An 8,059-nucleotide genomic window follows, 5' to 3' on the forward strand; every position below is an offset into this window, starting at 1 on the left:
GGGGGGCGGCGGCGGGGGGGGCGGGGGCGGAGCCGGCGGCGGCGGCGGTTCTGCGCCACCGAAGTTGAACGTCAGCGTGCCGAGGATCGAGTGCGAACGGAAACGCGTCGAAACGTCGCGACCGGCCTGATCGACCAGATCGAGGTTGTCGGCGTTGAAGAAGCGATACTTCAGACCAACGTCGATGTTGTCGCTGAGCGGAGCGCGGACGCCCGCGATCGCCTGCCAGGCGAAGCCCGTGTCAGAATCATCGAGGAACGGACCCGCGAAAACGGGTTCGACCGAAACGCGGGCGACACCGGCGCCGCCGCCGACAAAGCCCTGAAGGCCGTCGTCGTCACCGAAGTCGAGCAGACCATTGACCATGAAGCTGAGCGCGTTCGAATCGCCGTTCAGATCGGTGTTGCCGGTGAAATTGGGGCCGGTGGCACCAGGGGTGCTCGGAATGCCGGGGCTCGTGAAACGGCCCGACTTGATGTCGGCTTCACGGAAACCGACTTCGACTTCCGCGCGGAAACCGCCGAAGTCATAACCGACGGTGCCTTCGACATCGTAGCCAGCGCGATGATCGAGCGTACCGGCATTGTTGAAGGTGCCGATATCGAGGTCCAGGTCCTCGACGAGCATTGCGCCGGCACCAACACCAACATACCAGGAGTCGTCGCGCGCCATGGCAGGCGACGTCAGGGTGGTGGAGGCCAACGCCACAGCGACGGCAAGCTTCCTCATAGTAATTCCCCTTTCAATTTGAGATATACGTCTCGGCAGACGTCCTACTCGCCGCTTTGGTTCCGTGCAAGTGAAACAAATCGTCAATCTGTTGCCAAAAAGTCGCACCTTTTCTGTCAACGCACGGAAATTCAGCCTGAAATCAGGATACCCTCCGCGACGAGCTGCGTGATCAGCACTGCGATTGCGCTCCGCGCTTCGGAGTCGACCACCGAGCCGCCTGCGGGCGCGGCGACCGTCGCCGGCTCAATCCAGGTCCCGCCCTCGAATCGGAGCCGCGCTCCATCGACGATCCGGATGACGCGCATCCCCTCGCGCGGCGCCGCAAATCGCCATCCGCCCGCCGTCCCGATCGCGATTGCATCGGCATGCCCGGCCCAGGCCCCAGCCGGCGCGGCACCGACGATCCAGCATTCTCCGGCAACTGGATTCGCGGGCGGTGTCGCAAGCGGCCCCGCTTCGACCGTTGCGTGAACGAGCGCGTCGAGCAAGGTCAGAGCTTCGTTGTGGGTTACCTCCTTTTGCGCTTGCGCAACGGCAAGTAACGGTAACCCAAAGCGCGGCGTGATCGGCATGTCGGTCATGATCTGTCCTTATGTCAAAGTCAGGAAAAGCGGCGGTGACTGGGAAAAATCCCCCGTTTGACGAATTTCCATCGCGTGTCCCGGTGCCAGCGCCGCCAACTCGTCGGCGCCGATATTGAGCGTCGGTGTCTCCAGTTCCCATGGCCCGACGCCGGGGACCGGCGGCACCATCGAAACGCGCCACATTTCCCGGGCTTCGCCCAGCGGCAGGTCGACATGGTCGCGCCAGCCGGTGTCGACGCGGCTTCGCCTTGTCCATCCGATCGTGATTCCGCCCGCGCCGTCCGGGCGGACTTGCCCGTGTACGGGCGAAAGCGGTTCCAACGCTTGTCCGGCCGCCACTATCTCGATCTCGGTGAGCGCAGTATCGTTCCGCGCCGCCCATTGAAGCGCCGCACCCCCTCCCGCTGTCATTGCGGCAAGCACCTCGGGCAGCATCAGCAACGCCGGATCGTCGAGCAGGACAAATGGCTCGCCCACCGGATGAATCAGCTTGCTCGCGGTCCCCGAACGCCCGCGGAGCAAGCGCGTCAAACGCCATATCCCCGGCCCCACAATCTCGGCTTGGCCGAACTGCAGCAGCTCACCACCGACCATGGCCCGGTTGGCACCGGCCAGCAGCGCGGCATCGTCAACCGATTCGAGCACCATCGACGAATTGACCAGTTCGACCGTCACCGTGCCGACAAGATCAAACAGGCTTTCGCTCCCCGCCGTCAGCGGCGCGGCAAGCAGGCCGAGCGCTGCCGCCGGGCGCAACGATCCCACGGAGACTGGTTCGGCCCCGGGCGACGCGACAAACCAGCAATCGGCGCCACGCCAGCCATCGTTGCTACCGGCCCCGGCGATCAGGATTCTGGGCGTCGAGGCGGCGGAGCTACCCGCGTTGGGAAGATCGAACAGGTGAACCATGCCGGCGGCGTCGGGCCAGTCGGGAGCGCCGACCGGAACGCCTGGCGCTGCCGGAAGCTCGGCGGCGGGCAGCGGTTGGTGGCGTCGCAGTTCGAGCGAGATTTCGTTCCCGCGCACTATCCGTCCCACCAGTCGCCAGCGGCTCCCGTCGGCGCCGGCGACAACCCCTCCGACGGTTAGCGCCAGCGCGGCCAGGTCGGCGTGCCGAATCACCGTCTCGCGCTCGTCCGCAGCGGCGGAGACCAGGCGTTGCGCCAACGCCCGCGCCGACGACGCCGGCAGCACCGCCGGCAGGTCGATCCGTTCCTCGCGCGCGCCGCCGCCCGCGATCCGGCTCGTCTGCTGGCCAAGTTGAAAATCGCGCTCCGGTTCATAGTGGCGCAGGCGGACCGTCCCCGGCAGCGACGACAAGGGCGCGCGTTGCCGCTCGGCGCAATCGCCAGCGGCGTCGTTCCGCCGCGCCTCGAAAAAGCCGCTCAGCGTCGGCACGTCGCCCGCTCCTGTCGCCGGCGCCAAATGCCAACCCTCGGGCCCGCTCGCCAGCCGCACTCCGTCGGCATCGAACAGCGGCGCCAGCGCGTCGCGTGCCCGGTCGCCCGACGCTGCATAGCCCGAAAAGGGCCACACGCCGCCGCAGCGCCCCACGTCTCCGAGCAGTTCGTCGCCGATCAGCCCGACGTCGATACACCCCACATCGGCCTCGACCTCGAAGGTCAGCGACGGGATCCGGTTGCCGAACGCCCCCAGTTCGAGTTCCTCGAAGACCGCGTACGACAGCCCGCGAAACGCGCTCGCCGACGCGATCCCCAGCGCCGACGCGATCAACGGATCGGCCTCCTGATCCTCGCTCCCGTCATACCAGCGAAAGGTGCAGCGCTCGCGAAAACTGCCGCTCGTCCCGCGCAGCAGATTGCCGTCGGCCCAGATGCGCTTGATCGCGCGGACGGGGCGCGACGACAGTGCGATCGCCAGCGATACGGCATAGCTATATTCGCTCGTCGACGGCCGCCCCTTGCCGCCGCCGCGCTTGGTCCGCCGCTCGATCAGGTCGGTCGCCCAGATCACGCTGCCCGCAACGCGCATCGTCCCGAACAATTGCGGGATCTGCTGGCCATAGGTCGACGCCTGGACCTTCAGGTCGGCGAGCCGCGGTCCCTCGCGCCCCTTGGGCTTGAATATCTGTGCGTCGACCTGCTGTCCGACCGCCGCGCCGATCGCGGCACCCACCGGTCCTCCGACAATCCCGCCCACCACCGTCAGCACCAACGTCGCCATTGCCGTCCCCTTATGAAAGGCGCCATCGCCGGGCGCCGCGCACGCCAAAGTCGAGCGGCGTCTCGACCACCCGGCGCAGCCCCGCATGGGCATGAATGAAAGTCTCGCGCCCGATCAGGCCGAGATGATATTGCCGCGCCGGATGCGCGATCAGGGCGACATCGCCGGGACGCACCGCATCGCCGGCGCGGACGAAGCCCGCAGCCGCGAGCGCGCCCTCGATCCGCTCCAATCCCCAGCCGCGCAGCGGATAAGCAGCCGGCCGCGCCAGCCGCCGTCCCGCCGCCGCATAGGCCGCCCACACCAGCCCGACACAGTCCACCCCCGTTGCCGGATCTTTCCCCTGCGGGCGAAACCGGACCCCCACCATCGCGCGGGCCGCGCGAAAGGCGGCCTCGCCGTATTCAGCCACCGGGATAACGCGTCAGCAAATCATTGCCCGGCAGATGCGCCTCGCCGCGAAAATTGATCGCATTGGCAAAACGGTCGCGGCAGGTCGCAAGCTGCTTGTCGCATCCCTCGACCAGCCGCACGCGCACCGGTGCCGCTGGTGCGAACGCTGGCGCCTCGGCGAGGTGAAGACTTTTTCCGTCCGCCGAAATCACCGGACTTTCCAGGCCGCAATTGGCGCCTTCGATCCACGACACGCTGCCGAACGCCATGCCGCCCACCGCCGCGTCGAGCGTCACCACGCGCCCGTCGACCGCCACCACGCGCCGGACATGCGCGCGCGGCGCCAGGTCGACGCGGCACGCGCGGTCGCCGAGCATCGCGCGGCACGAGGGCGAGGTAGCCGGGCACACCGGCCGATCGAGCAGCCGCGTCACGCCCTGCAGCTCGGCGGAAAAGGCCGCCCCGCGCTGCTCGATTGCACCTAATGATCCGCGCGCGACCGTCACCGGCGCCGCCTCGGGCGCGGTCCAGTCGGCCACGAACAGCTCAAGCTCCGCGCCGTCCCAGCGCCCCGCCTCCAGATCGCGCGCGGCGATCGCATCGCTCGCAATCGCGCCCTCGATGTCCAGCGTCGCGACGTCGAGGCTGTCGTTCGTCTCGATCGCCGAGGGTTTCATCCCCGGAGCCGCGCGATGCACAAGCCCGCCGATCATCAGGTCACGGTCGTGCGAGGTGAAGCCGATCGCGACGCCGTCGCGCCGCGCCAGCCGCCAGCACCAGGCGAGCGTCACCAATTCCTCGCGCAGCCAGCCGGGCGCTTCCGTCATCACCATGGCGCCCGCACCTCGACCAGCGGCACGCTCGCCAACTCGCCCGCGAGAAAGGTCGCGCGACTCGCCTCCAGTCGGTCTTCGGCAAAGCGCACCGGCACGTCGAACAGAAAACCCGCGCGCACAGCGACTCCCGGCCCCGGCGCCGCGTCGAGCGACACCTCGCCATCGTCGGTGATCAGGAACGCCGCCGTCTCGATCCCGTCGACCGAGACGCGCACGCTCCCTTCGACCGGCAGCCGGATCGGGCGGACCTGTTCGGCATCGCCTTCGCCATAGCGCTTCACCAGCGCGAACTGCCGCCGTTCCCCGTCGCCCAGACCGAGCAGCTGATCGCCCGCCGCCGGCGGACCGCCGTCGGCCGCCGAACTCCCGTCGAAGGGATCGCGAAAACGAAACCCCCGCGCCGCGCCGCGCCGCGCGCGAAAGAAATCGGTCAGCGCGCGCACATCGGTTTCGGACCGGATTCCCGGCCCCGCATCATAACGCATCCGCGGCTCGGCCCATTCGCTCGCGCGCTGCTCGTGTCCCGACGGCGAGCTCACGATCTGGGTCGAAAATTCGGTCGCGACGACCGCCTCGCGCCCGATCGCAAGGGGGAAATCCACCGCATCGAAAGCCTGCACATCATCCTCCCCGTCACCAACCTGTTCGTCGAACGTCACGAAACCGTCCCGCGCCACCTGCGGCAGCGCCCAGATAAAGGCGCGCGCCACCCCCGCGCGCCGCGCCGCGCTGGCCGCCTCGGCGATCGCCGCCCATTGCGCGCGCTGCTCGGGCAACAGCACGAAGCCCGAAAAATAATGCTGCTCATGGGCCGGGTAGCCGAGCCGTACCGTCATCGCCGTCCGCGCACGCGCCGTTTCCACGCCGCGCCCGCCGGTCACCCAATCATAATCCTCCAGTTGTAGCACGTCGAAAGCCGGCGCCGCCCACCCTAACGGCACATTGGCGCGGCGCAGCGCGGGCGCCGCGGGGTCGAGCACCGTCGGCAGATAGACGAGCAGATGGCTCGCCAGCCCCGCCGCGCCCGCCTCGCCCCGCGCCGCCGCGACCAGCGCCGTCGTCGACGCCGCGAGCAGCGCCCCCAGCGCATCGAGCATCGCCAGTTGCGACGCGTCCAGCGCCCCGCGTACATCGGCGATCGGCACGCTCGCGCTCCCCAGCATCGCCGTCGTCGCGGCATCATAGGCGCAGATCCGCCCTTCGCCCGCGATCCACCACCATGGTTCGCCGACCTGGAATTTCAGGTCGAGCCCCGCCGCCGCGCCGATCGCGACGAACGCGCGCGCGACCGCCTGCAAATATCCCATCGCCTCGTCATTCGCGGGCGACAGCAAGGTCGACGGCGGCTCCCACCCGGTCAGCGCCGGCGACCCGTCGCTCGCGCGCTGCTTCCAGTCTTCGGGGCAATAGGCGTCGAACAGCTCGTAGGAGAGCGACCAGATCACCCCCAGCCCCGCCGCTTCGCATGCCGCCGCGAACCCCGCGTGCCACGCCGCGCACGGCGCATTGAGCGCGCCGTCGGCTACGCCAGCACGAAATGCACCCTCCGCCGTCTCGAGCCGCATATAATGGCTCATCCCGACATAATGGACGATATCGCCGCGATAGCCGAGCTGCACGACCTGCCGCACCAGCCGCGCCGGGGTCAGATGATAGCTGTCGTCGTAGCCGCTCGCGATGCCCAGCCCCCCTTTTTCCGGGTCCAGCTCGGGCATCACGACATCGCCGATCGCCAGCACCGATCCCGAGCCCGAGCAGGCAATCTCGCTCATCTCGGCCCAGCCCAGCGCCGGCGCCGGCAGCACGCCGTCGCCGTCGTCATAGTCCGGCGGCACGAGCGAAATGAACATCCGGTCGATATCGCCCGCCCACACCGGATCGGCCTCGCCGGGAAGCAGGAAGCCGCCGTCGAGCGCATCGAAATCGAGCGTGACGACGGCATCCTCCGCCGACCCCTCGGCATAATTCCACAGCCTTACATACCAGGCGCGAGCGCTGCCCGCGGCGTCGCGCCCCTCGATCGTCAGCGTCGGCCCGTGCAGCGCATCGAGCGGCTTCACTCCGCCCGACCGCCAGCGGAAGCTCAGCCGCGTGTGCCGGAAATCGCGTTTCGTCTCATAGGCGAGCAGCGGATGATCCCAGCGATCCTCGCTCTCCCAGATCAGCCCCGCCAGATCCTGCTTCCGGTAAAAGACCGCCTCGACGCGCAGCGTGCCCGGCGCGTCGCTCGTCACGCTCGCCATCATCGGCCGCGCGAAATCGACCGTCCAGAACCGCGGATCGAACCGCTTGAGCCAGCCCTTGCGATGATGCGGCGCTGCGGCCGCGACCAATGCCCAACCCATCGCAACAGCCTTTCCAGTTTATAGTATAAACCCCTCCCCTTCAGGGGAGGGGCAACGGAACTTGCGAGCTTGCTCGCTAGTGCAGTGGGGTGGGGGCCATCGGCCTTGCGCAAGGTCGATGACCCCCACCCCTTCCCCTCCCCTGAAGGGGAGGGACTTGTGGGAATGCCCCCACCGTTTAATCCTCGCCCGCCGCCACTGCGCGCCGCACCGCGCGCGCCAGTTGCCGCCCTGTCTGCGCCAGCCGCTGGGGCTCGCTGCCCGCCTCGCCCCGCACATTCACCGTGATCGCGATTTTGCGCACGCCGCCGCCCGCAGCCTCGATCCGTCCGCTCGCGGTCGGCACGAACAGCTCGGGTCCGCGCTCGCCGACGCGATAGGCGCGCCCGGCGCTCACCGGCCCGCCCGTCGCGCGGCCCGGCGCGCCGAACAGCGCCATCGCGATCGACGTGCCCAGCGACAGCAATCCCCCGCCGCCCGATCCGCCGCTCGCCGCGCCTATGCCATTCGAAATCGCCGTGCGCGCAATATCGGCCATCACCGACAGCGCGAGCCGCTTCAGATCCTCGAACCCCATCTTGCCGCTCACGATCGCGCGCGACAGCGCCCGCTCGATCGCACGCCCCGCCCGGTCGGCTTCGACGACCAACGGCCCGCCCAGTTCGGCGCGCATTGCCGCGATGTCGCGCCGGAACGCTCCGGTATCGGCGCGCACCGCGACCACCATTTCGTCCACCTCATCCATCGGGAAATCTCTCCATCATCGCCGCCAGCGCCGCACCGTCGAGACAGGCCGCCTCGCCGGGGTCGACCCACCCGGCCAGCGCCGCGCGAACATCGGCCGGCGTCGCCGCCCAGAACTCGCCCGGCCGCCATCCCGCGACGCGTGCCATCGGGCCCACAAGCGCCCCCGCCGCAGACCCGACACTCCCCCCCCGCAAGCGGGAGGGGCAGCCAGACCTGCGAGCTTGCTCGCTAGTCGCAG

8 protein-coding genes are annotated in these 8,059 nt (G+C 69.0%); all 8 read right to left on the minus strand.

The window, feature by feature from the left end; all coding sequences use genetic code 11:
• Window positions 1-729 (minus strand): outer membrane protein (locus FG95_RS16610; protein WP_037557339.1); only part of this gene is annotated, 729 nt, incomplete at its 3' end.
• A gap of 131 nt (window positions 730-860) precedes the next feature.
• Window positions 861-1,313, minus strand: a complete 453-nt coding sequence (locus FG95_RS16615) for a DUF2793 domain-containing protein (RefSeq protein ID WP_037557331.1) — start codon at window positions 1,311-1,313, stop codon at window positions 861-863.
• A gap of 9 nt (window positions 1,314-1,322) precedes the next feature.
• Window positions 1,323-3,500 (minus strand): phage tail protein, encoded by a 2,178-nt coding sequence (locus FG95_RS16620; RefSeq protein WP_037557333.1) that lies wholly within the window; start codon window positions 3,498-3,500, stop codon window positions 1,323-1,325.
• 10 nt (window positions 3,501-3,510) lie between these two features.
• Window positions 3,511-3,912, minus strand: a complete 402-nt coding sequence (locus FG95_RS16625) for an NlpC/P60 family protein (RefSeq protein WP_037557334.1) — start codon at window positions 3,910-3,912, stop codon at window positions 3,511-3,513.
• Complete coding sequence (locus tag FG95_RS16630) at window positions 3,905-4,726, minus strand: DUF2163 domain-containing protein (RefSeq protein ID WP_037557335.1); 822 nt, start codon at window positions 4,724-4,726, stop codon at window positions 3,905-3,907. Before FG95_RS16630 ends, FG95_RS16625 begins: the two co-directional genes overlap by 8 nt.
• Window positions 4,720-7,074, minus strand: coding sequence for a DUF2460 domain-containing protein (locus FG95_RS16635; protein ID WP_052182459.1), 2,355 nt, complete (start codon window positions 7,072-7,074; stop codon window positions 4,720-4,722). Before FG95_RS16635 ends, FG95_RS16630 begins: the two co-directional genes overlap by 7 nt.
• Before the next feature lie 178 nt (window positions 7,075-7,252).
• Window positions 7,253-7,819: a hypothetical protein gene (locus FG95_RS16640; protein WP_037557336.1), complete on the minus strand. Its 567-nt coding sequence runs from the start codon at window positions 7,817-7,819 to the stop codon at window positions 7,253-7,255.
• Complete coding sequence (locus FG95_RS20335; RefSeq protein WP_081933216.1) at window positions 7,812-7,967, minus strand: phage tail assembly chaperone; 156 nt, start codon at window positions 7,965-7,967, stop codon at window positions 7,812-7,814. Before FG95_RS20335 ends, FG95_RS16640 begins: the two co-directional genes overlap by 8 nt.
• Window positions 7,968-8,059: the final 92 nt, after the last annotated feature.

Source organism: Sphingopyxis sp. LC363 (assembly GCF_000756385.1).
Lineage (GTDB): Bacteria > Pseudomonadota > Alphaproteobacteria > Sphingomonadales > Sphingomonadaceae > Sphingopyxis.

What these genes read in the sequence shown, in the direction of transcription:
- FG95_RS16615 (WP_037557331.1), bottom strand. Translation starts at nt 1,313, where the DNA reads ATGACCGACATGCCGATCACGCCGCGCTTTGGGTTACCGTTACTTGCC.
- FG95_RS16620 (WP_037557333.1), bottom strand. Translation starts at nt 3,500, where the DNA reads ATGGCGACGTTGGTGCTGACGGTGGTGGGCGGGATTGTCGGAGGACCG.
- FG95_RS16630 (WP_037557335.1), bottom strand. Translation starts at nt 4,726, where the DNA reads ATGGTGATGACGGAAGCGCCCGGCTGGCTGCGCGAGGAATTGGTGACG.
- FG95_RS16635 (WP_052182459.1), bottom strand. Translation starts at nt 7,074, where the DNA reads ATGGGTTGGGCATTGGTCGCGGCCGCAGCGCCGCATCATCGCAAGGGC.
- FG95_RS16640 (WP_037557336.1), bottom strand. Translation starts at nt 7,819, where the DNA reads ATGGATGAGGTGGACGAAATGGTGGTCGCGGTGCGCGCCGATACCGGA.
- FG95_RS20335 (WP_081933216.1), bottom strand. Translation starts at nt 7,967, where the DNA reads ATGGCACGCGTCGCGGGATGGCGGCCGGGCGAGTTCTGGGCGGCGACG.